We start from the raw sequence: 21202 nt of genomic DNA, 5'->3' as shown, positions 1-21202 counted from the left end.
TTTTAACACCCCCCCCCGCTCGCGCCCCGCTCCCTCGTGGCGGGGGCGGCGAACGAGGACCCGGCGGCGCGGGCCCCCTCGCGGCCCCGGCGGGGGGGGGGGGGCCCCCCCCAGCGGCTCCGAAATCGTGGTCGAGCGCGCCGAGTAACCCGCCGGCCCAGACTCGGGACCGGCGAAACCAGCCAGCGACGATGCGCGTCAGGCCGGCAGCCGGAACGCGATCAGCTCGCCCGAATAGCCCGCGCCGCTGACGGCGATCACCAGGTACTGCACGCCGTCGAGCAGGTAGGTCATCGGCGACCCGGACTGCTGCGCCGGCAGGAACACGGTGCCCACCTCGTCCCCGGTCGCCTTGTCGTAGGCGCGCAGCATCGCGCCGCGCTCGCCCGACGGCAGGGTGTGGGTCCCGGGATCGCCCGCGATCAGCAGCGTGCGGGTCACCAGCGTGCCAACGCTGCCGCGCTGGCCGGTGCGCGGGATGTCGAGGCCCTGCAAGGCCGGGTGATTGCGGACGTTATCCGGCGTCGCACCGTGGGGGATCCGCCACAGGATTTCGCCGCGGTTCATGTCGATGGCCGCGATGATGCCGTAGGGCGGCTTGAGCAGCGGCAGCCCCTGGATGGTGAGCCGCGCGCGCTGGCGCTGCTCGGCGGTCAACCGCGGGCGCGGCGGCACCTCGAACTCGGTGCGTCCGCCGCCTGCGCTCGATCCCGCTCCGCCGGACGTCCGCGGGCCGGCGACCGCGTTGCCCTGGATGTAGTCCATGTCCGACTGCCCCGGATAAGGAGGCACGATGGAGAGCAGGCCGAGCGAGCTGTTGGACGAGACGTACAGGATGCCGGTCTCCGGATCGTAGGAGCCGCCTGGCCAGTTGGTGCCGCCCCCCTGGGCCGGGGCCATCAGCGTCCCGATCGGTCCATCGAGCTGACTCACGACCGGGGGCGTGAATAGCGGTCCGAGCTTGAAGAAGGAGGCCCTCTCGACCGCAGCGGCCCGCAGCGCCGGCGTGAAGTCGATCAGATCGTCCAGGGTCACCCCCTGCCGGTCGTAGCCGGGCGGCTTCGTCGGAAACGGCTGGGTGGGCGAGTACCACTCGCCGGGAACGTCTCCCGCCTCGACCGGCCGCTCCTCGATCGGCCAGATCGGCTCGCCCGTCTCGCGATTGAAGACGTACAGGAACGCCTGCTTTGTGGGCTGGGCCACCGCCTTTACCAGCTCGCCGTCGATCATCAGGTCCAGCAGGATCGGCGCGCACGGAATGTCATGGTCCCAGATGCCGTGGTGCACGAGCTGGAAGTGCCACCGCCGCTCGCCGGTATAGAGGTCCACGGCCACCAGGCTCTCGGCGAACAGGTTGTCCCCCGGGCGGTAGCCGCCGTAGTAGTCGCCGGTGGCCGCCTCGACCGGCAGATAGACCATGCCGAGCTCCACGTCCACCGAGATCTGGCCCCATACCCCGGTGTTGCCGGTATAGACGGCGGAGTCGCCCAGCCACGTCTCGCGCCCGAACTGACCCGGCCGGGGAATGGTGTGGAAGATCCAGAGCCGCTCGCCGGTGCGGGCGTCGTAGCCGCGGACGTAGCCCTTCACGTTGGCGCGGCTGCGCGGGTTGCCGCCGGTGCGGTGGGCGGCGCCCACGATGATGACGTCGCCGGCGACCATCGGCGTCGCGTGCAGGCCGATCTCGCCCGTGACGGGGTCGATCGGCTGGTCAACCTCCTGCTTCAGATCGACCATGCCGTCCGTCCCGAACTCCGGCACCGGCCGGCCGGTGGCCGCGTCGAGCGCAATCAGCCGGTAGCCCGGGGTGACGTAGACGACCCGGGGCGGCTCCCCGTCGGCCTCCCAGTACCCGAGGCCGCGGCCGGAGAGCTGCCGCGGCGCCGCGGTGCCACGCGCCCCTTCGTCGAGGCTGTACATCCAGCGCATCTCGCCGGTCGCCGCGTCGAGCGCCGTCACCGCCTTGCGCGACCCGGCGGTCGTGTACATCACGCCGTCGACCACCAGCGGCGTCGACTGGAAGCGGTACTCCGGCACCGGGCCGAGATTGTCGGTCTTGAACCGCCAGGCCACCTCGAGATCGCCGAAGTTGCCGGCGTCGATCCGATCGAGCGGCGCATAGCGGGTATGGCCGAGATCGCCGCCGTAGGTGCGCCACTCCCCGCCGGCCGCGCCGGTTTGACCCGCGGCCGTGACCGCCACCGCGAGACCGACCGCCAACGGACCTAGGACCTGGATGATCTTGGACATGGCGCCAGTATACGCGGGGAGGTCTCCCTTCCGGCCGCATCGACGCCTGCGCGGAGACCGCAAGCCGTCACCGTGCAAAGGGAATCCGCCCGCATCCTCCGAGCAGGAAGCGGACACGGGCGGCCGGTCGATCAGATACCCGTACCCCGGCGCCGCCCGCGAGGCCGCCGTTCCGCTTCGCCCGCGAGCTCGGCCGGCAACGACATCTCGTCACCATCGCGCACGATCGCGATGTCGAACGCGGTACCCGGGTCGAGCGCGGAGACGCGCCGACGAAGCGCGCGCAGATCGTCCACCGCCTCGCTGTCGATCGCGGTGATGACGTCCCCGGCCCGCAGGCCGGCCGCCGCCGCCACGGTGTTCTCCTCGACGTGCCGGACCAGGACGCCGGCCGAAACGCCGAAGTACCCGGCGAGCTGGCCCTCGAGGGACTCCGCGCGAATACCCAGCCGGGCGCGCCCCGCAAGGGACATCACGGCGTCGTTGACGATGTCCGGCAGCCCTTCCAGCAAGGCCGAATCACCCCGCCAGACGAAAGCCTCGGCCTCTGCCTCGTCCGGCTCCGGGATCTCGGTCCGGCGCAGACTCGCCCGCCAGTCGGGACGTGGACGCGCGCCGGGGGTCACGTTCACGTCGATGCGCGCACCGTCGCGAAACACGGTCGCAGCGACGCTACGGCCCGCCGGCGTCTCGCGAACGACCCGCGTCAACTGCCGCGCGCCGCGAATGCGCTCGCCATCGAACTCCACGATGACGTCGCCTGCCTCGATGCCCGCGGCTGCCGCGGGAGCGCCGTCGACCACCTCCGCGACGACCGCCCCTTCCTGAGCCATGCTCGGCCCGGCGCCCTCTTCGACGTCGGCGACCCTCACGCCAAGGTAGCTGCCGTCCGCGCCGGCATCGAAGAGCGCCCGCACTTCGGCCCACGCCCCGTGGCGCCCTTTCCTCTCTTGCTCCGCCTGCTCCCCGCTGCCCCCGGCCCCCACGCCGGCAGGAAGCGCCGCCACGGCGGCCACCACCGCGAGAACCCCAATCCACCGTCCCTTCCGCATCGTCGACGCCCCGTGCATGCGTACCTCCGTGTCATGCCCGGCCGGGCACCATTGCCCTGCCGCCTCCATGCAGGTTGAGACGCACGCCTCGCGCGTTTGGCCGGATGCCGGACATCGGCTTCCGGCGCTCACGACCGAACTGCACGGTTCGTGAGCGGGCGGACCGGATCCGCGACGAGTCCGTGGGAAGAAGATCGACCGCCGCGGTCAGACGGCAGCCCGCGCCAGCGCCCGGTCGAGCGCCCGCCGCGTGAAGACGCGGATCATGGCCCGACGGTACTCGGCGCCGGCGTGGATGTCTTCGTTGAGATCCTCGACACCGTCGCCGGCGACCGCGGCCGCGGCCGCGACGGTGTCGGAAGAGACTGGCCGGCCCGCCAGCGCTTCCTCGACGTTCTTCAGGCGGGTCGGTGACGGCGACGCGCCCGTCAGGCCGACGCGGGCCGACGCGACTGTTCCGTCTCGCAGGTCGACGGCCGCCGCCACGCCGACGATGGCGAATCGCGACGCGCGCTGATGCAGCTTGGCGTAGGCGGCCGTGCGCACCGGCGCGAACGTCACCCTCGCGAGGATCTCGTCCGGCGCGAGGTCGACGGTCAGCATGCCCCGAAAGAAGTCCCGCGCCTTGACCGCGCGCCAGCCGCCGGGGCCCTTGAGGTGGAGGTCCGCATCCAGCGCCAGCATCACAGCCGGGTAGTCGGCGGCCGGATCGGCGTGCGCGAGGCTCCCGCCGAGGGTCCCGCGGTTGCGGACCTGCTGGTCGCCAATGGTCGCGGCGGCCTCTGCCGTCATCGGACACCGCTCTGCCAGCAGCGCCGAGGTCGCCACGTCGTGGTGCGTGGCCCCCGCGCCGATCTCGATCACGCCGCCGACCTCGCGAATACCTGCGAAATCGGGGATGTGCGCGATGTCGATCAGCACCGTCGGCTCGCTCAGCCGCAGCTTCATCAGCGGCACCAGGCTGTGCCCGCCGGCGATCAGCTTGCCGGCGCCGCCGGCCGCGGCCAGCTTCGCGAGCGCGTCGTCGAGCGAGGTGGCGCGTTCGTACTCGAAGGCGGTCGGGATCATGCGTCGGAGCTCCTGGCCGACTGGCCGTGAATGAGGCGCCACAGCTTCTCGGGCCGCAGCATCATGTCGAGATGCCGCACGCCGAAGCCGCTGAGGGCGTCGACTGCGGCGGCGACGATGCAGGGGGTCGAGCCGATGGTCCCGGCTTCCCCGACCCCCTTGGCCCCGAGCGGGTTGACCGGGGTCGGGGTGACGGTGTTGTCGAGCTCGAAGCGCGGGAAGTCGCTCGCGCGCGGCAGCGCGTAGTCCATCAAGGATGCGGTCAGCGGCTGCCCGTCGGCGTCGTAGGCGACCTCCTCGATCATCGCCTGCCCGATGCCCTGCGCGAGCCCGCCGTGGATCTGCCCCTCGACGATGAGCGGATTGATGAGGTGGCCGGCGTCGTCGACCGCCACCATCTTCAGCAGCCGCGGCTCACCGGTCTCCCGGTCGACCTCCAGCATCGCGATGTGGCAGCCGAACGGATAGGTGTTGTTCGTCGGCTCGAAGAACGCCTCGTCGCTCAGGCCCGGGGTCAGCCCCTCGGGGAGCCGGATCGGCCGGTAGGCGTAGGCGGCCACCTCGGCGAACGGCTTGGCCGACGCCGGCGCGCCCTTGACCGCGATGGTCCCGTTCTCGAAGACGAGATCGCTCTCGTGCGCTTCGAGCAGCGCCGCCGCGAACTTCGCCATCTTGGCCTTCACCTTCCCGCCCGCGTCGTGCAGCGCCGCCCCGCCGACCGCCTGCGACCGGCTGCCGAAGGTGCCGATGCCCTGCTTCACCACCGCGGTGTCGCCGTGGTGGATCGTCACGTGGTCGAGCGGCACGCCGAACTGATCGGCCAGCATCTGGGCGAAGGTGGTCTCGTTGCCCTGGCCGTGCGGGGAGACGCCGGTCGTCGCGCTGATCCGGCCGTCGCGCTCGACGGTGACCTGCGAGTGCTCCCAGCCGCCGGGGGGGAGCGACGACGAGGGTCCCATGCCGCAGATCTCGACGTACATCGACAGTCCGAGGCCCACCAGGCGGCCGTCGGCGCGTGCCGCGTCCCGCTCGGACTGGAGCTGCTCCCAGCCGGAAACGTGCAGGGCGTGGTCGAGCGCCTTCTCGTAGTCGCCCGAGTCGTAGACCGCCCCCGTCTGGGTCTTGAAGGGGAACTGGTCGGGCTGGATGAAATTCCTGCGCCGCAGCTCGGCCGGATCCATCTCGAGCTCGCGCGCGAGCATGTCTATCGCCCGCTCGACGAAGTAGGCCGCCTCGGGACGCCCCGCCCCGCGATACGCGTCGGTCGGCGTCTTGTTGGTGAAGACCTCGGTCAGCGTCGCACGGATGGCCGGAATCGCGTAGGTGGCGTTGGCCATCGTCATGCTGTTGGTCGGCACCCCGGCGGTGAGCAGCATGTTGTAGGCGCCGATGTCGGCGATGATCCGCATCCGCAAGCCGAGCACCTTGCCGTCGCGCGCGGCCGCCAGCTCGACATAGGCGATCAGGTCGCGTCCGTGCACGGTGGCGAGAAACGCCTCGGACCGGTCCTCGATCCACTTGATCGGCAGCCCGAGCCGCTTCGACAGCGCCGCGGCGACGTACTCCTCGCCGTAGATGTTGATCTTCGCGCCGAACCCGCCGCCGACCTCGGGCGCGATGGCCCGCACGCGGTCCTCTCCCAGGTCGAGCATCCGCGCCACGAAGGTGCGCAGGATGTGCGGGTTCTGGCTCGACGACCAGATGGTCAGCGCCTCCCGTCCCGGCTCGTAGTGCGCCACCACGCCGCGGGCCTCGATGGAGCTCGGCGCGAGGCGCTGGTTCACCATGCGCTGGGCGATCACGACGTCCGCCGCCTCGAACGCCGCGTCCACCGCCGTGTTGTCCACCGCCCCCTTGCGGCCGACCCCGGTGCCGCTCGGCAGCGGACCGAGGGCGACGTTGTTCTCGAAGTCGGCGTGCAACACCGCTGATTCGCCGCTCATCGCCTTCTCGGGATCGACCACCGCCGGCAGCGGCTCGTAGTCGACGACGATGGCGTCGGCCGCGTCGCGCGCCGCGTAGCGGTCGCTCGCCACTACCACCGCGACCGGATCGCCGACGAAGCGGACCGTGTCCACTGCCACCGCCCGGTGCTCCGGCGACGGGAACGGCGTGCCGATCGGCATCGGCGCGAGGAAGTCGGCGATCTGCGCACCGGTGAAGACCGCCTCCACGCCTTCCAGCGCCTCGGCCGCGCTGGTGTCGATGGAGCGGATCCGGCCGTGCGCGATGTCGCTCCGCTTGAACGCCAGGTGCTGCATGCCGGCGACCTTCACGTCGTCGACGTAGGTGCCGCGCCCCTGGATCAGGCGCGGATCCTCGCGCCGCTTGACGCGCTGGCCGACGAGCTTGGGCAGAACGGGGGTTGCGGCCATGGTCTAGCTCCGTGCCGCGCGGTTCGCGTCGCGGCGGTTCATCGCGGCGTGAGGCATCCTGCCCTCCGGGTGAGATCAGCGTCGTCCGCGCCAGCACCTCGGCGCGCGCAGATTCCCGGCGTCGTCTGCGTCAACACCTCGGCACGCAGACTCCCGGCACAGCCGGTTAGCCTAACGGGATCGCCCCGGCGGGAACAAGGGGCAACAGATGGGGCGATACGGCAGAGACGCTACACGGCGCGATCGTCAACCGGACCGCTTGCGAAGGAGGGCTTCCAGTTCCGCCACCCGCGCCTCGGCGGCTGTGGCCCGCGCTTCGGCGGCCAGGCGAGCCGCGGATTCCGTCGCGCGGTCTTCGGCCGCGGCCGCGGCGCGCGTCTCGGCGGCCGCAACGCGCGTCTCGGCGGCCGCAACACGGGTTTCCGCCGTCAAACGGCCTGCGGCTTCCTCGTCGTGGCTGCGCAGGTCGTCACCCGTCGCCGGATCCCGGAAGCGCATCTCCCGCCCCGGCGCCGCCCGCAGCTCCAGAGCCAACGTTCGGCTGCGGAGCGTCAGGGCGCCGTCCGGTGCTGTCAACGCCGGTTGACGAACGTAGCCCGACCGCGTCAACCGCTCCCCCTGCAGGCGCGCCGGCAGGTACTCGCCCGTCGGGTCGTACTGCCAGTACTCGCTCACGCCGAGACGGGCATACACCGACCGCTTCCGCCCGAGGTCGTCCCGCCACGTGCTCCGCGAAGCCACCTCCAGCACGAAGGACGGCGCCCGCCCCTCCTCCCACAGCTTGTAGTTGAGCCGCTCGCGCTTCTCCACGCCGAACACCACGAACACGTCCGGGGCGATCGACACCCGCGGGTTTCCTTCCTCGTAGTAGAGCAATAGGTCCCCGGAGACGTGCACGTCCCTGCGTTCCCTGAAGTGGCGCATCAGCGCGCCGATCCCGTACATGATGGCGCTGCGCTGGGCGTCGTTCTCCGCCATCGGCTTGCCGTCCGAGCTCGGGTAGTGGATCGGCACAGCGGCAGGTGCAGGTTGGATCATCGCGGGGCCCCTCCAGACGGCGCGGCTGCGCGCACGACTCCTCCAAGCTACCACACGCCGTGACGCCGCCTTCCGGTCAGGGCGTACGCGGAGGAGATAGAGCACGCATCGTGCCAACCTGTTGAGCGACGTCACCGACGGTCGGCGATGCCGGCGGCCGCGCCGGTCACCGAGATCAGCCAGTCCCGCTGCATGCGACGGACGACCGCGTCCACGCCGTAGACCTCGGCCAGACGGGTTGGCGTCAACGTCGCCTCGGATGAGCCGTCCGCGACGACCCGGCCGTCCGCCATCCAGAGCAGGCGGTCGGCGAGCCGTGCCGCGAGCGCCGCGTCGTGCATCACCACCAGAACGCCGCGGCCGGCATCGGCGTCCGCGCGCAGCAATTGCATCACCTGGTGCTGGTGCAGCGGATCGAGGGCCGCGGTCGGCTCGTCGGCCAGCAGGAACGGCGCGTCCGCGGCCAGCGCGCGAGCGACGTGCACGCGCGCCAGCTCGCCCCCGGACAACGTCGTGCAGGATCGCTCGACGAACCGCTCCAGGTCGCACGCCCGCACGGCACGCGCGATCGCGTTTTCGTCGGCGGCCCCCAACCGGTCCGGCGGGGCGCCGTAGGCGAAACGGCCCAGCGCAACGACGTCGCGCACCCGCACCGGCCACGCCAGCGGACGCACCTGCGGCAGGTAGGCGATGCACCGCGCCCGCGCGGACGGCGACATGCGGATCGGGTCGTCCTCTCCGACATGGACCTCGCCGGCGGCGCGCGGGGTCAGTCCCAGCACGGCGCGCAACGCCGTCGTCTTGCCTGCGCCGTTCGCGCCCAGCAGCGCCACCAGCTCCCCCGCGCGAAGGCGCCAGGACGCATCGCGCACCACCTGCCTGCCGCCCAGGCTCACGCACAGCCGGTCGACCGTCAGCTCAGCCATTTCCCAGCCTTCTGCCCGCGGCGATCCAGATGAAGACCGGCGCCCCGATGAGCGCGGCGACCACGCCGAGCCGGAGCTCGGCGGCGGTGGGAGCCAGGCGCACCCCGATATCCGCCAGCACCAGAATCACCCCGGCCAGCAGCGCCGCCGGCACGAGCGTCCGGGCGGGATCGTGGTCCACCAACCGGCGGACCAGGTGCGGCGCGACTATCCCGACGAAACCGATCGCGCCGGCCGTGGCGGCGGCCGCCCCGGGCGCCAGCCCCGCGCCGACCACGACCAGCCGCCGCGCGCGCCGGAGGTCGACGCCGACGCCGGCCGCCGCCTCCTCGCCCAACGTCAACGCCGAGAGGTCACGACGCGCCGCCAGCAACAGTGCGAATCCGGCCGCGAGGAACGGCGCCGCCAGCACCAGATCGTCGAAGCTCCGGTTGGCGACGCTTCCCAGGGTCCAGTTGAGCATGTCGGCGAGCGAGAAGGGGTTCGGCGCCAGGTTCATCAGCAGCGCCATCATCGCGCCGGCAAAGCTCGAGAGACCGATGCCCACGAGAATCAGCGTCACCATCGACCCGACGCGGACCGCGGCGGCCGTCAGCAGCGCGGTCGCGGCCAGCGCGCCGGCGATCGCGGCGACCGGCAGCGCGAACGCTCCCACCTCGATCAGCCCGTAGTAGATCACGAAGGTGGCGGCGAACGTTGCGGTGGCCGAAACGCCGAGCACGCCCGGCTCGGCCAGTGGATTGCGCAACAGGCCCTGTAACGCCGCACCCGAGACGCCGAGTGCGGCCCCGGTCACGAAGGCCGCCAGCGCCCGCGGCAGGCGGATCTCCCACACCACGATCACATCGCCCGGGGAGGCCGCGCCGACCAGGGCCGCCAGCACACGCCCCGCCCCGAGCGGCGTCGAGCCGAGCAGGCAGGCCGTCGCGGCGGCGCCCAGACCCGCCGCCCCCAGCAGCCCGATGAGCACCCTGTCGTTCCGCATGGTCAATCCCGCCCGCGCGCTGGCGGATCACCCGCCCAGGTCGAACCTCCCGCCGACGGCGACGGTCCGCGGAAGACCCGGATGGCCCGGCGCGTTGTCGTGGCAGGCGCGACAGCCGCCGCACTCGGGACGAGCAGGGACAGGAAGAAGGGTCGGAACGAAGCACGGAAGGAACGACGAACCAACGGCGGGGCACAATCGGCCACGGGTCCTCCTTGGCTTCCCCATCGGAAGCGGGGTGAGGCATGGCCAAGCCGGTCTCCTGGCTTGCAGGGTCGCGCCTACTCTCCGCGCCTTCCCGTCCTCAACGGACAGTGGCTGCCGTGCGGATTTCGTCCCTGCTCACAGTTGCGAGGGCAGCGTCGGCATCGCACCGAACTTCCCGAGCACCTGGCCACGAACAGTGAAGCCAGAATGATAACAGACCGTGGGCGACGGTCCGCCCCGCGGTCCATCCGGTGCGACTAGAATCGAGGTGTGGCGAAGAAAACGAAGGGCCTGGTGGTCGTCAACACCGGCAACGGCAAGGGCAAGACGACGGCGGCGCTCGGCGTCGTGCTACGCGCCTGGGGCCGCGGCATGCGCGTGCGGGTGTTCCAGTTCCTGAAGCACACCGGATCGCGCTTCGGCGAGAGCCGCGCGGCCGAGAAGCTGGAGATCCCCTGGTCGGCGCTCGGCGACGGCTTCACGTGGCTGTCGAAGGACCTGGAGCGCACCGCGGCCCTCGCGCGCGAGCAGTGGGAGCACGTCGAGGCGGCGATCCGGGCCGACGAGCACGACGTGATCGTCCTCGACGAGTTCACCTATCCCCTGCACTACGGCTGGATCCCGGTGGACGACGTGCTCGCCGTCCTGCGCGAGAAGCCGCACATGCTGCACGTCGTCATCACCGGCCGCAACGCGCCCGAGGCGCTGGTGGACTTCGCGGACCTGGTCACCGAGATGCGGGCGGTGAAGCACCCCTACAAGGAGCAGGGGATCCGCGCGCAGCCCGGCCTGGAGTTCTGAACGCAGGCATCAGAACGCGGTTCCGCTTCTGCTCTCGGCAGCGCCCGCCGCCAGCGCCTCGACCGCGTCGGCGAGGAACCACGCGCCGCAGGTGGTGGTAGCGCCGTCTATCGACAGTGTGGGCCCTGCCTGTACCCGGCGCACCGCCAGCGGATGTCGGAACGGCGTCCAGACCATGTTGTGGTTGGTGCGCTCGAACACCGGCACGGCATACAGGTCCGGCGTCTCGTAGACGAGCCGTTCGAGGGGAATCGAGCGCCAGCCGCTCCCGTCGCTGAAATTGTCCAGCCCGGCAGCGGCGATCAGGTGATTCACGAACGTTCCGGAACCGGCGGCGACGCCCGACGGAGCGAGGTACAGCGTGTCCGCATCCGGCGCGGCGGCCCGTGCGCGCGCGAGTCGGGCATCCATCTCCGCGATCAGCGCTTCGCCGCGGCCGCGTACCGCCAACACCGCGGCGGCCTGCCGGATACGGTCGCGAACCGCCTCGATATCGGGCGCGAAGTCGATCTGCAGCACCGGCACGCCGGCCCGCTCGAAGAAGGCGGCAGCCCGCGGCCCGCCCCCGTAGTTGCGCACCACCAGATCCGGCTCCAGCGCCAGGACGTCCTCCGCACGCGGACGGACCGTCGGCAGTCCCGCCGCCTCCGCGCGGAGATAGGAGAAGTCCTTGTCCGCGTCGGGCGACAGCGCCAGGATGCGCTCGCGATCGGCCAGGCCGAGAACGAACTGGTCCGCGCAGTAGTCCAGGCTCACGATGCGGCCGGCAGGTTCCTCCGGCCGTTCCGGCGGGGACGCCGTCCCGCAGGCGGCGACCATGCCGCCCGCCAGTAGCGGTACGAGCGGGACGGAAATCGAGGCGCGGACAACGCGGCGAAGCAGCGTCCGGGCTCTCCGGTGAGCCTGTGGACGCGGCCGGAAGCCGATGACAGGGGCGAGTGCGTCGTGTTCCATGATGGTGAAAGGGGCGGGTCGTGGACACCCGCGGACCACGCCCGGGGCCGGCTCCGCGCCGGCCCCGGAGCCGAACTCTACATCCCGGACACGCGGCCGGCGATGCGGTAGCAGTGGAAGATGATGTGCCACCCCAAGACGATGGCAGCAAGCCAGACCAACCAGTAGAGGTCGCTCGGGATCCCGAAGTTGCCGCCGAAGAAGGGCGTCGCGTGCTGGTTGGCCATCGCCCACAGCAGCGGCAACGACATGTAGGTGTTGTGCTTGGAGCGCAACCCCGCGAGCGCCGGGTCGGCGGCCTCGGGCGCCTTGCCGGCCTTCACGGCGGCGATGATCCGCTGCTGCGCCGGCCAGATCCGGAACCACACGTTGAACGCCATGATCGTTCCGAACATGGCGCCGGTGTGAATCAGCACCGATCGCGGCGGGAATCCGCCGACCTCCACGAACATCCAGACGACGATGGCCAGCAGCACGAACGAGACGATCGTGGCGGCGCGGACGTTGGACTTCAGGCCGCTGCTCCACAGCGCGTCGTAGACGAAGACCGCCAGGAAGGTCACCGCGATCATCGCGATGGCGGCCGCCCCCCAGCTCGCGTCGGTTTCTATCGCCAGCCCGCCGTGGTAGAAGACGAGCAGGAGCAGCAGGACCCCGGTGATCCAGGTCCAGGCGGCGCCCCACCGGAACCAGAAGAGAGCCCGCGGCATGAGCTCGGGGACCACCTTCTGCTTGGTCGGCCCGTCGAGCTTCGCGGCCAGTGGCGCGTTCACGAAGTTGAAGAAGTAGAGGTGCCCGATCCAGATGATCCCCACGAACACGTGGAGCCATCGGAAGATGAACTGCATGCCTTCCATCATCGTGCGTTTCCTCCGTTTCCGGGCGGATGCCCGTACCGCGATTGTACTGCGCGGGCGGGCGAACCACCGCGCAAAATGATCGGGCGCCGGGCGCACGGGATCCGCGGGCAGCGCCGCGTCGACCGCCGGGTGCGGCGGAACGCCGGCGCCGCGCGGGCTCTCACCACTCCCACCACGGGCTTCGCGCCCAGACCAGCAGTCCAGCGATACCCCCGGCGGCAAGGGCAGCGGCCAGCAGCACCGTACCGCGCGCCCGCCGGTAGTCCTCTTCCGAACCGCCCTCGGCCGAGGAGGGATCGCCGATCCAGACGTCGGTCACGAGCAGGCCCTGCAGCCGGATCGGACCCGCCAGGCGGCGCCGGATCGCGCCGGCGAGGGCGGTTTCGCTCCAGCCGGCGTTCGGCCCCGGCACGACCGCATGCTGCCGCCAGCCCCAGCGCAGGGCCTCCCCGCCGGAGGCTCCCGGAATCAGCGCCGCGGCGGCAGCGATGAGCAGCCAGGTCACCCGCGCCGGCACCAGGTTCAGCAGGTCGTCGAGGCGGGCGCCGCACCAGCCGAAGTCGCGGTAGCGTTCGGACTTGTAGCCGACCATCGAGTCCATGGTGCTGACCACCTTGAAGAGCACGATACCCGGCACGCCCGCCGCCGCGTACCAGAAGATGGGCGAGACCACCCCGTCTACCAGGCTCTCGCCCAGGCTCTCGATGGCGCTCCGGCGGCAGGCGGCGCCGTCCATCGGCTCGGTGTCGCGCCCGACGAGTCGTCCCGCCGCCGTCCGGGCAGCGGCAAGATCGCCCGTCGTGACGGCCGCGTCCACGTCACCCGCATGCTTCAGCAGGTCCCCGAGTGCGATGAGGCTGTAGAGCGCGAACAGGTGGGCTGCAACGGCCGCCGCGGGATGCAGCCGCGCCGCACCGGCCACGAGCGCCGCGGCGCTCCCGCACCAGACGAGCGCCAGCACCACGAAGAGCACGCACCCGCCGCTGCGGCCGTCGGCGCCGACCGCGCGCAACCGCACCTCGATGCAGGTCAGGGAGCCGCCGATCAGGCGAATCGGATGCCAGCGATACGCGGGGTCCCCGAAGAGGAGATCCAGCACCACCGCCGCCGCCAACAGGTCCGCGCGGGGAGCCAGGCTGCTCAGGTCCACGCCGGCCGCCCGATGGTCACGGCTGCGATCAGGCCCACTTCGCCTGCCACCCGGCCGCGATCGCTCGCAGAACCAGCTCGACGGGATCGCCGGATGTCTCCATCAGCTCGATCCGGAACGCCGTCCAGCGGTCCGGCCGGCCGGCCAGGGCGCAGGCGACGCAGGCGGCCTGACAGCGCAGCGCCTCTTGCGCCAGCCCTTCGGGAATGGTGCCGCACCGGACCCGATCCACCACCGCCGCCAGCGCGTACGCCGCCGCGCCGACCCCGGGCTCGAAGAAAACCGCCTTGCGGTTCTTGTCGAGCAGCTCGTAACGCGCCGCCGGGAGCAGTTCGGCCAGACGCTCCATGGCCCGCGCCTCGGTAAGACCGAAGCGGCCGAGTGCGTGGAAGAGCCCGCGCGTGTAGGACGCCTCCAGGCCGTTCTGCCAGCGCAGCGCCTCGGCGACCGACTCCTTCACCGCGACGCCGATGATCTCGCCCAGCTTCACGTGCGGGCTCGTCGACTCCTTCGAGCGTCGTTCGGGGTCGAGCGGTGCGGCGAGGCAGAACTGATCGGTGCCGGTCCCGGTTGCGATGGTTGGGGAATAGCGGCTGGGAACCGCCAGATCGGCCAGCGCGGCCGACTTCGCCTCGGTCATCGTCACCACGGCCCGAGCGTGGGCCGCAGGCGTTACGGGACAATCGATCAGCAGGATCGTGTTGATGGTGCCGGGCGGCGGCGACACCCGGCGCCAACCCTCGTCGGTCTCCGTCCAGGCCGCGGGATCGCCCGCGCGCGCCGCGTTACCGGCCACGCCGGCCGTCGTGAACGCATCCACCCGCAGGAAGTCGAAGGTCGCGGTGCGGTGGGCGGCGTAGACCATGTTGGCCGCGGTGCCCAGGACCGCGGTCTCGTCCGGGTCCAGTCCCAGCTCGGCGCACACCCGGTGGTGGTAGGCAACCTGCCCGGCGGCGGCGATCAGGTCGTGGCGCTCCCTGTCACCGGTCGCTTCGCAGCTCTGGTGGTTGACGAGATAGCGCAGGTCCTCCCGCTGCCCCCCCACGTGCGCGGAGTTGCTCAGCACGCGATGCGGCGCCAGCAACTCGGCGACCAGATAGCGACCGGCGCGATGCGCCGCGAAGCACCGCTCGCGGCACAGGAGCTCGGCCGACGCCGGCGGAAACGCCGAGGTCATCGACGCGGCGACGCGGCGGCGTCCGATCGCCCCATCCGCTCGGCCGCGTGCTGAATGGCGTTGACGATGTGCTGATAGCCCGTGCAGCGGCAGAGATTGCCGTCGAGGCCGTCACGAATCTCCTGCTCGGTCGGCGCCGGGTTGTCTTCCAGCAGATTCACGGCCGACAGGATCATCCCGGGCGTACAGTAGCCGCACTGCAGCCCGTGCTCTTCCCAGAACCCCTCCTGCAGCGGATGCAGGCGGTCGCCGTCGGCCAGCCCCTCGATGGTCGTCACCTCCGCGCCGTCGGCCTGCACCGCGAAGATCGTGCACGACTTCGCGCTCCGCCCGTCGACCAGCACCGTGCAGGCGCCGCACTGGCTCGTGTCGCAGCCGACGTGCGCGCCGGTCAGGTTCAGGTGCTCGCGCAGAAAATGAACCAGCAGCAGGCGCGGCTCGACGTCCGCGGTGCGCCGCTTCCCGTTGACGGTGATCGAGACTCGGGCCATCCAAGTACCTCCGAAGTAGGCCGATAGCCTAACATTCCGCATCCTGCGCGCCAGCGGACGGGCGACCGACCTGACGCCCCGGTGCCGAAACATGAACCCGCGCAAAGAAAAAGGCCCGGCATTGCTGCCGGGCCCTCGATGTTCCACCGCGCTCTGCGCGGACTGGACTAGCTGACCGGCAACAGATTCAGCGGGCCGGTGCTGTCGGCGATGCGCTCGACCGGCACACCCATCTTGTCGAGGATGGTCAGGTGCAGGTTGGTGGCCGGCGTCTTCTCCTTGTAGACCAGATGACGCCCGCCCGGCTTGAGCTGGCCCGACGCGCCGCCGACCAGGACCACCGGCAGCCCCTTGTTGTCGTGCAGGTTGCTGTCGGACATCCCGGCGCCGTAGAGCAGCATCATGTGGTCGAGCAGGTTGCCGTCGCCGTCCGGCGTCGCGCGCGCCTTCTCGAGGAAGTACCCGAAGAGCGAGATGTGGAACTCGTTGATCTTCGCGATCTTCTCGTAGAGGGTCGGGTCGTCGCGATGGTGCGAGGTCGGGTGGTGCGAGTCGGGCACCCCGATCTCCGGATACGTCCGGCCGCTGATCTCGCGCGCCATCATGTAGGTGCTGACGCGGGTCAGGTCGGTCTGGTACGCCAGGAGCATCAGGTCGAACATCAGCCTGGCGTGCTCGGCGTAGGTCGCCGGGATTCCCGCCGGCTGATCGACCTCGGGCAGCTCGCGGTCGCTCTGCTCCTCCGCCCTCTGGATGCGCCGCTCGATGTCGCGCACCGCTTCCAGATACTCGGTGACGCGCACGCGGTCGTTCGGCCCGAGCCCGCGCTGCAGCGCGTCGATCTTCTCGGTCACCGAGTCGAGAATGCTCCGGTCCTTGCGGATGCGGGCCAGCCGCGCGGCCGAGTCCGTCGAGCCGGCGTCGCCGAAGAGCCGCTCGAAGACCGCGCGCGGGTTGTTCTCTCCGGACAGCGGCGTCGTGTCGCTGCGCCAGGAGATCGTGTTCGTGTAGGTGCAACTGAAGCCGACGTCGCACGACCCGGAGACGTCGCGGCTGTCGAGCGCGATTTCCAGGGAGGCGAGCTGCGTGTGCTGCTCGAAGCTCCGCGCGATGAGCTGATCGACGGAGACCCCTGCCTGTAGATTCGACTCGGTCCGCGCCGGGGTCACGCCGGTCAGGAACCGCGTCGCGGCGCTGGCGTGCACGCCCGCGTTGCTCGCTACCCCGTTCAGGCCGGTCAGGACGTGCATCTGGTCCTTGAAGGCCTCGATGGGCTTCAGAATGCGGGTGGTCTCGAAGCCCAGGCCCTCGGCCGCCGGCGTGAAGTGCTTCATCGCCATGCCGTTCGGCACGTAGACGACACCGAAGCGCCGGACCGGATGGGCCGCCGTGTTGCGGATGGCCGCGAACGCCGGCGCCATGCTGTCGAGGAACGGCAGCGCGAGCGATGCGCCGATGCCGCGCAGGACGGTGCGGCGAGGGATGGACTTCTGGGTGACGATCATGAGTCTGACCTCCGCATCTGGAACGGGGTGCTGTTGACGATGCCGAGAATGATAGACGACCAGCGGTAGTCCTCGCCAGCGGCCTCTCGCACGATCTGGCGCACGGTCGGGGCGTCGTAGTACTCCAGGCCGCGCCCGAGCGCGTACATCAGCAGTTTCTCGGTGACGGTGCCGACGATTTCGTCCGGTCGATCCAGGAGCAGGTTGTCGAGCCCGGCGCGGCCCTCGAAGCGCTCGCCGCCCGGCAGCACGCCCGAGGCGTCGACGGGGGTGCCCCCCTCGTTGACGTCGCGCCACCCGCCGATGGCGTCGTAGTTCTGCAGCGCGAACCCGATCGGGTCCATCGGGGCGTGGCAGACCGAGCAGGCGGGGTTCTCGCGATGCTGGGCCATCGCCTCGCGCATCGACACCGGCTCCCCGTCCTCGTTCCGCTCCTCAAGCGCCGGAATGTCCGGCGGCGGCTCCGGCGGCGGCGCCCCGAGCAGGTTCTCGAGCACCCACTTGCCGCGCAGCACCGGCGACGTGCGGTTCGGGTACGAGGTCACGGTCATGACGCTGCCGTGGCCCAGGAGACCGCCCCGCCGGGCGCCGTCGAGCTTCACCCGCCGAAACCGGTTCCCGTAGATGTTCGGGATGCCGTAGTGCTCGGCGAGCCGCTGGTTGACGTACGTGTAGTCGGCCGACAGCAGCTCGAGCAAGCTGGCGTCGGACCGCAACTGGTTGCCGATGAACAGCTCCGTCTCGCGGGTGAACGCCTCGCGCAGGTTCTCGTCGAACTCCGGAAAGATGAGGGGATCGGGGTAGACGCCGCCCATGTTGCGCAGGTAGAGCCACTGGCCGGCGAAGTTGTCCACCATCGCCTGCGAGCGCGGGTCGGCCATCATGCGCCGGACCTGCGCGTCGAGCACGGCCGGCTCGCTCAGCGTGCCGCTCTCGGCCGCCGCGAGCAGTTCGTCGTCCGGAATGCTGCTCCACAGGAAGAACGACAGGCGCGATGCGAGCTCGACGTCGGAGACCGGATAGGCGGCCCCGTCCGGTAGGTCGACCGGGTCGCGCTCGACGCGGTAGAGGAAGTCGGGGTCGGCCAGCAGCCGCTCGAGAGCGAACTGAATCCCCTTCTCGAAGCCTCCCTCGGCCCGGCCCCACTCGTAGAACTCGAGCAGCGTCGCCACGTCGCCCTCGTCCACGGGGCGGCGATACGCGCGGCGGGCCAGCGTGCCCAGAATCTCACTGGCGCAGGCCGCCGACTCGGCCGCGGTCGCCCCCGCATCCGGCCGGCAGGTGAAGATGCGCTGCCGGGTCGGCGTGTCGCCCGGTCCGTCGACGCTCAGCGGCCCGGTGATCTGCAAGCTGCTCAGGGCCGGGTTCCCGTCCGGCATCTCGTTGATGGCCAGCGCGAAGCCGGTCTGGCGCGGCTGCAGCACGCCTTCCTCCTCCCACGTCTCGCGCGGGAAGGCGACGCCGACGGTGTGCGGTCCCGCCGAGACCGACGTGGTCACCTCCAGCGGGTCGTCCGCGTGCAGGACGTAGTCCTCCCAGTCGTCGGTGCCGCGGATGTTGCCGGCGAAGCTGATCGGCGCCGGCATCCCGGGCGCCTCGCCGCCGAACGAAAACCGCTCGATGCGCCGTCCGTCGAGCCGGAACTCGATCTCGTGCGCGTCGTCGAGGCCCCGAATGTAGCCTACGTAGTTCGTCTGCAGCCGCACCTTGATGCGGTACTCGCCGTCCACCGGGAAGTGGTGGCGGATGGCCGCGCCGCCGCGCGATCCGAACGGCAGATCCTCGCTCTGCTGATCGTTCTGGATCAGGTTCAGGGGCACGTCGTAGGTCGCGATCTCGGCGCCGCCGGTCGGCGCCTCGCCGATCGCGAGCCGGCCGATCTTCTTGGCGGCCGAGACGTAGCGCTCGAACAGCGCGGGCGACAGGGAGAGCGAGGTGGCGATGTTGTCGAAGCCGTTCCGGTCCGGCGCGTCGGCGGGGATCAGCGCGGCCACGTCGATCTCCAGGTCGAGCAGGTCACGGATCACGTTGCGATACTCCGCCTGGTTCAGACGGTGGAACGCCTGCGTGCGGCCCGGGTTCGGGCGCGCGTCCGCGGCGCGGTCGAGCTCGTCCTCGAGCCAGCGGCGGAAGCCGTCGTAGGTCTCCTTGTCGGGGCGGGACCGGGGCTGCGGGGGCATCGCGCCGACGCGCAGCTTGCGCACCACCTTTTCCCACAGCTCGGGGTGCTCGGCGACGTTATCGACGTCGGCGGAGTCGAGGGCCAGGCCGACGAGGCGCAACTGCTCGGCCATCATGCCCGAACCGTTGCCGGCGACGACGCGCTCGTTGTGGCAGGTGACGCAGTACCGATTGAGGAGCGCCCGCTGCGGGGACATGGCTCCGGCGGACTCCCCGGCCTGCGCGAACGCCGTCCCCGCCGCCGCGCTCGACAACGTCACGGCGACAGCGATACCCGCGGCGAACCAGCGTTTACGCACCAATAGCCCCTTTCGGATAAAGAGCGGTAGAGGTACCGGGACACGGTAGTGTGACCGCATCGGCGGCGCGTTGTCAATCGTCGGCGGGCTGCGTTACCATGGGCGGTCGGTCCCGAATCCGCGCGCGGCGGGAGTGGTGCGGATATTCGCAGGCCGGCCGGCCAGGAGGCCACCAGAAATGAAGGCGAAGCGGATCGCGATCGGCGGATTCCCGGCAGCCTGGCTTCCCGCCCTCCTGGCGATCGGCATCGCGGCGGCCCCCGTTGCCGGTGCGGCGGCCAACGGCGTCGACGCGCCGGCGATCGTCGATGCGGCGCGAGCCCAGGATACCGACGCCGTCCGGACCCTCCTCGCCGAAGGAGCGGACGTGGACGCCGCGCAGCCTGACGGCGCCACCGCCCTCCATTGGGCGGCCTATCGGGACGATCACGAGACCGCGGCGCTCCTGCTCGACGCCGGAACCGACGTCAACGCCACCAACGAGCTCGGGGCCACGCCGCTCTGGCTGGCCGCCGACAACGGCAGCGCCGTCATGGTCGAACGGCTGCTCGAGGCGGGCGCCGATCCGGACATCGCGCTGCACAACGGCGAAACCCCGGTGATGACCGCCTCGCGGACCGGGAACGCCGACGCGGTGCGGCACCTCGCGGCCCGCGGCGCCGACTTGAACGCGAAGGAACGCTCGCGCGCGCAGACCGCGCTGATGTGGGCCGTGGCGCAGGGCCATCACGAGGTCATCGAGGTACTCCTCGCCCACGGTGCTCGCGTCGACGCCCGCTCCCGCATCCGGCCCCGGATGATGCACGCCGCGGCCACGAATGGATCGCAGTACGACCAGGGCGTCATCTGGAACCGCGGCGGGTATACGCCGCTGCTGTTCGCAGCCCGCCACGGCGACGTCGAGGCGGGGCGGCGGCTCGTCGGCGCCGGCGCGGACATCGACGACGCGGCGCCCACCGGCGCGAGCGTGCTGGTGGTGGCGGCCCACAGCGGCCACGTCGACTTCGTGCGGTTCGCGCTGGCGGCAGGCGCCGATCCGAACGATATCGGGGCCGGGTACGCGCCGCTGCACGCCGCGATCCTGCGGGGGGACCTCGAACTGGCGACCGCGCTGCTGGCCGGCGGCGCGGACCCGAACGCGCGCCTCGAAAAGGGCACGCCGCTGCGCCGCGCCGGCCAGGACTGGGCCATCGCGCCCCAGCACGTCAGCGCCACGCCGTACTGGCTCGCCGCCTTCTACCAGGAGGCAAACATCATGCGGGCGCTGGCCGCCTGGGGCGCCGATCCGGGCCTGACCACGCTCGAGCGCTGGGCGTACGTCTTCGAGCGGGCCGGGGGCATCGGACCGCCGCACATCGCCGGCGGCTTCCAGACGCCGCTGCTGGCCGCGGTCAGCGGGGCCAACAACCGCGGGCGGCGCTTCAACAGTTCGTTGCGAAACCCCGACCGGGAGGAACGCGCGGCGTACGAGGCGGCAAGGGCGGCCATCGAGCACGGGGCCGACGTCAACCGGACCGACCACGTGGGCACGGCGCCGGTGCACAGCGCCGCGCAGCGCAACTACGCCACGGTGGTCGAGCTGCTCGCCGAGAACGGCGCCGACCTGAACCTGAGGAACGGCCAGGGAACGACCGCGTTGACGCTTGCGGAGCGCGCCGAGGCGCGGCGCCTCGAGCGGCCGGACATCACGCGGTACCCGAGCGGCAACTCGGCGCAGGCGCTGCGCGATCTCGGCGCGAGCAAGGAGACGGAAGAGACGAAGGCCGTCGAGGACTGGCAGCCGCGGTAGGCTGACGCTTCGCTCGAGACCTTACATCAATCCGCGGCACCGTGGTCGCCCAAGTGATCGACGATGTACTTGCGAATCTCGGCGATCTGCTCGC

Annotated in this window: 16 protein-coding genes and 1 riboswitch; of the genes, 2 read left to right on the top strand and 14 right to left on the bottom strand. The window is 71.1% G+C overall.

What is annotated here, in order from left to right; translation table 11 throughout:
- Positions 1 to 198 precede the first annotated feature (198 nt).
- The 7 genes from F4X11_02455 to F4X11_02425 form a co-directional block, all read right to left on the bottom strand.
- Positions 199 to 2250: a PQQ-binding-like beta-propeller repeat protein gene (locus F4X11_02455; protein ID MYN63884.1), complete on the bottom strand. Its 2052-nt coding sequence runs from the start codon at positions 2248 to 2250 to the stop codon at positions 199 to 201.
- A gap of 131 nt (positions 2251 to 2381) precedes the next feature.
- Positions 2382 to 3371, bottom strand: a complete 990-nt coding sequence (locus F4X11_02450) for a PDZ domain-containing protein (protein ID MYN63883.1) — start codon at positions 3369 to 3371, stop codon at positions 2382 to 2384.
- 138 nt (positions 3372 to 3509) lie between these two features.
- Positions 3510 to 4370 carry a xanthine dehydrogenase family protein subunit M gene (locus F4X11_02445; GenBank protein ID MYN63882.1) on the bottom strand — a complete coding sequence of 287 codons (861 nt, stop codon included), beginning with the start codon at positions 4368 to 4370 and terminating at the stop codon, positions 3510 to 3512.
- The gene (locus F4X11_02440) at positions 4367 to 6745 is read right to left on the bottom strand and encodes a molybdopterin-dependent oxidoreductase (protein ID MYN63881.1); all 2379 of its coding nucleotides are present in this window, start codon (positions 6743 to 6745) and stop codon (positions 4367 to 4369) included. Before F4X11_02440 ends, F4X11_02445 begins: the two co-directional genes overlap by 4 nt.
- A gap of 246 nt (positions 6746 to 6991) precedes the next feature.
- A complete protein-coding gene (locus F4X11_02435) occupies positions 6992 to 7783 on the bottom strand; it encodes a Uma2 family endonuclease (GenBank protein MYN63880.1) in 792 nt (263 codons plus the stop codon).
- Positions 7784 to 7914: 131 nt separating this feature from the next.
- Positions 7915 to 8709: an ABC transporter ATP-binding protein gene (locus F4X11_02430; protein MYN63879.1), complete on the bottom strand. Its 795-nt coding sequence runs from the start codon at positions 8707 to 8709 to the stop codon at positions 7915 to 7917.
- A complete protein-coding gene (locus F4X11_02425; protein ID MYN63878.1) occupies positions 8702 to 9694 on the bottom strand; it encodes an iron ABC transporter permease in 993 nt (330 codons plus the stop codon). Before F4X11_02425 ends, F4X11_02430 begins: the two co-directional genes overlap by 8 nt.
- 234 nt (positions 9695 to 9928) lie before the next feature.
- Positions 9929 to 10123, bottom strand: a riboswitch (cobalamin riboswitch).
- 48 nt (positions 10124 to 10171) lie between these two features.
- Between F4X11_02425 and cobO the strand changes: the two genes are divergently transcribed.
- On the top strand, positions 10172 to 10702 hold the full coding sequence (gene cobO / locus F4X11_02420; GenBank protein ID MYN63877.1) for a cob(I)yrinic acid a,c-diamide adenosyltransferase: 531 nt from the start codon (positions 10172 to 10174) through the stop codon (positions 10700 to 10702).
- Between the two features lie 9 nt (positions 10703 to 10711).
- On the opposite strand, the gene F4X11_02415 is transcribed toward cobO, so the two are convergent.
- From F4X11_02415 to F4X11_02385, 7 genes are all read right to left on the bottom strand, one after another.
- Entirely contained in the window at positions 10712 to 11521 is an 810-nt protein-coding gene (locus tag F4X11_02415) for an ABC transporter substrate-binding protein (GenBank protein ID MYN63876.1), read from the bottom strand.
- A 212-nt stretch (positions 11522 to 11733) separates the two neighbouring features.
- Positions 11734 to 12516 (bottom strand): urate hydroxylase PuuD, encoded by a 783-nt coding sequence (locus tag F4X11_02410; GenBank protein ID MYN63875.1) that lies wholly within the window; start codon positions 12514 to 12516, stop codon positions 11734 to 11736.
- Between the two features lie 160 nt (positions 12517 to 12676).
- A complete protein-coding gene (gene cobD / locus F4X11_02405; GenBank protein ID MYN63874.1) occupies positions 12677 to 13753 on the bottom strand; it encodes a cobalamin biosynthesis protein CobD in 1077 nt (358 codons plus the stop codon).
- Positions 13695 to 14843: an adenosylcobinamide amidohydrolase gene (locus F4X11_02400; protein ID MYN63873.1), complete on the bottom strand. Its 1149-nt coding sequence runs from the start codon at positions 14841 to 14843 to the stop codon at positions 13695 to 13697. Before F4X11_02400 ends, cobD begins: the two co-directional genes overlap by 59 nt.
- Positions 14840 to 15334 (bottom strand): (2Fe-2S)-binding protein, encoded by a 495-nt coding sequence (locus F4X11_02395; GenBank protein ID MYN63872.1) that lies wholly within the window; start codon positions 15332 to 15334, stop codon positions 14840 to 14842. The genes F4X11_02400 and F4X11_02395 overlap by 4 nt, the downstream gene beginning before the upstream one ends.
- Before the next feature lie 167 nt (positions 15335 to 15501).
- Positions 15502 to 16839: a DUF1552 domain-containing protein gene (locus F4X11_02390; GenBank protein MYN63871.1), complete on the bottom strand. Its 1338-nt coding sequence runs from the start codon at positions 16837 to 16839 to the stop codon at positions 15502 to 15504.
- A complete protein-coding gene (locus F4X11_02385; GenBank protein ID MYN63870.1) occupies positions 16836 to 19379 on the bottom strand; it encodes a DUF1592 domain-containing protein in 2544 nt (847 codons plus the stop codon). Before F4X11_02385 ends, F4X11_02390 begins: the two co-directional genes overlap by 4 nt.
- A 118-nt stretch (positions 19380 to 19497) precedes the next feature.
- Here F4X11_02385 and F4X11_02380 point away from each other — a divergent pair, with 118 nt between their 5' ends.
- Positions 19498 to 21108, top strand: coding sequence for a hypothetical protein (locus tag F4X11_02380; GenBank protein ID MYN63869.1), 1611 nt, complete (start codon positions 19498 to 19500; stop codon positions 21106 to 21108).
- The last annotated feature ends 94 nt before the right edge of the window (positions 21109 to 21202 follow it).

Source organism: Acidobacteriota bacterium (assembly GCA_009861545.1).
GTDB lineage: Bacteria > Acidobacteriota > Vicinamibacteria > Vicinamibacterales > UBA8438 > WTFV01.
This window is presented reverse-complemented; position numbering and strand designations above follow the sequence as displayed.